A 2356-nucleotide genomic window follows, 5' to 3' on the forward strand; every position below is an offset into this window, starting at 1 on the left:
GGCGCGGCTCGGCCGCGAGCGGGTGCAGCGCGTGCTGCCGGTGCAGGACCACCGCCCGGAGCGCGCCAGCCGGGTGTGCGCGGCGGCGCTCGACGGCCCGCCATCGTCGCGCCGCGCCGAACTGCCCAGGCCTGGCGCCCAGGCGCGGCCGGTGTGGCTGCTGCCGCTGGCGATGCCCTTGCCGCAGAAGCAGTCGCAGCCGATGCTCGACGGCCACCTGCTGCAGTTGCTGGCCGGGCCGGAACGCATCGAGGCCGGCTGGTGGGATGGCGACGCGGTCGAGCGCGACTACTTCATCGCGCAGCTGCCCGATGGCGCGCTGGTGTGGATCTACCGCGCGCGGCTGCCGCTGTCGGCGCAGTCGGAGGGGGAGGGGTGGTTCCTGCAGGGGCGCTTCGGGTGATCAATGAACGCCGAGGACCGTGAGTGTGTCGTTCGCGAACTGTCTCGCTCGCGAGCAGCGTTCCGCCACCTGCGCCCAATTCGCCGTGACCTGCGGCGCTGCACGCAGCACATCCGGACGCGATTTGCGGAAGCGGTACGCGAGTGGCAATTGCCGAAGACGTGCCCCGATGTCTACCCGGCATTCGACTGCCTCCAGCAACGCATGACCAGCCGGCAAGGTCGCTGCGGCAACCCACGCATCGGTGCTCATCGCCGGCAGGCACACGATGCCGTTCAGCCCCGGCTGTGCGGGATGGAGCCAGCTCAGCAGCACGGCATGCAGCGCGCTCGCCGCGGCGGCCGCAGGCGGGCAGGGGTTGTCGCAAGGCAGTGGCTTCCAACCGTGCGCTTCAATGTCGGCCGGTGCCATCCCCATATCGGCATATGAAAAACCGGCGACATCGGCGTCCAGGTGCAACACCACCGCATCGAAACTCTTCAATGTCGGATCGGTGTTCAACGGGCCAGCGTGTCGAGTTGCCACGTCCTTGCACCACTTCAGCACACCGCCCCACCCACCACCCAGCTTGGGCAGGGTCGATTCAGGCTGCAACTGAACCAGCTCGAATGTGCGCGGACTCAGAACGGCCTGCAGTGCTGCCTTCAGGATTTCTCTTTCGGTCAGCGAGCCTTCCGCCACCAACGCGATGCGCAGGTCAGACATCCGGCACCGCCCCGAGGTGTCCCATAGGCCACAGCCGCGACAGCGGATATTGCTGGTTCAGCGCAGCCAGCTCGGGCGTCATCTCGATGCGATGCACGCTGGTATGCCCCAGGTTGTTGCGGCCCACCGCGAACAAGCGGACGTTCTCGTTGGAGAGATCCAGGCCATCCAGCACTGCAGGGTTGTGCGCGGTGAACAAGAGCTGCCGCGGCGGCGACCCTCGCCGAGTCAGCCAGCCGTGCAGCCGCTGCACCAGGGCCTTGACGAGTCGCGGGTTCAGCGCCTGATCCAGGTTGTCGATGGCGAGCACGGACGGTCCYCGCTCTGCCAGACACAACGCGGCGCAGTACAAGACATACAGCGCCCCTTCGCTGGCGTCGTAGGCTGTCAGTTCATTGCGGCTTGCAGCCATGTAGCGGTCGGTGAACTTCAGTACCGTCTGTGCTCGTGGCACCGAGGGCGACAGCAATGTCTGCGTGCTGCGCGTGGTGCTCACGTCGGAAGCCCAGTCCAGCATGCCCAACAGATCGTCCAGCAGCCCGGATTCGTCCGCCAGTGCCGATTGCCTCAGGTCGTCGATGGCTTCCGCGAGGCGCCCCCCCGACAGGCCAACCGGCTCGCGGGTCTGTTGATCAGGTGCCATCCCTCGCAGCGTTGGCGTATTCGGGCAGTAGATGGCGTACTGCTGAAGCTCGGCAAGCAGACCAGCTGCGGCCCCGGCAGGCTCCAGGTCCACCATTCGAAGTGCCGCCAACCCCGATTTGGGATTGAGGTTGCGCTTGTTGCGCACGCCGTCGGAAACGATGACTTCCCCGTCTTGCTCCAGTCGCTCGGTCTTGAACGTCCAGGCCGGCTCGGGAGACTCCAGCGGATTCAGCAGCGACACGCGGTACATCGCGCCCTGGTCCGACACGGCTTCGATGCCGATGTGCGGCTGCGCCGGCGTGCCGCGAAATGAACTCTTGTAGAGCCGCGGCAGCCCGGCACGAACCCCGCGCCGCAACAAGGCCTCGTCATCCACCGTCCCGTTCGCGGCCGCACCGAGGACACCGATGGCCTCCAGGATGTTGCTCTTGCCGACCCCGTTCGCGCCGATGAAGCAGTTGACGGTCCCCAGTTCGAGACCGCTGTCGCCGAGGTCATGAATGGACTTGAATCCGTTTATCTTGATCGTCTTGATCACGGCTGTACTCCAGGTTCACTCCGGCGTATCACTTCGGCTTCAGCGCCAGCTTCAACAGGTTGCTG

2 protein-coding genes and 1 pseudogene are annotated in these 2356 nt (G+C 66.2%); 1 reads left to right on the forward strand and 2 read right to left on the reverse strand.

Translation table 11 applies throughout. The features are described 5' to 3' along the window. Positions 1-403 (forward strand): annotated as a pseudogene (locus AC1D15_RS27610) (Y-family DNA polymerase); the annotation flags it as partial. Here AC1D15_RS27610 and AC1D15_RS27615 read toward each other — a convergent pair. After that, positions 404-1108 (reverse strand): hypothetical protein, encoded by a 705-nt coding sequence (locus AC1D15_RS27615; protein ID WP_477828519.1) that lies wholly within the window; start codon positions 1106-1108, stop codon positions 404-406. After that, complete coding sequence (locus tag AC1D15_RS27620; RefSeq protein WP_465111232.1) at positions 1101-2291, reverse strand: AAA family ATPase; 1191 nt, start codon at positions 2289-2291, stop codon at positions 1101-1103. The genes AC1D15_RS27615 and AC1D15_RS27620 overlap by 8 nt, the downstream gene beginning before the upstream one ends. Positions 2292-2356: the final 65 nt, after the last annotated feature.

This window comes from Rhizobacter sp. P2_H2 (assembly GCF_056403375.1).

What these genes read in the sequence shown, in the direction of transcription:
- AC1D15_RS27615 (WP_477828519.1), bottom strand. Translation starts at nt 1,108, where the DNA reads ATGTCTGACCTGCGCATCGCGTTGGTGGCGGAAGGCTCGCTGACCGAA.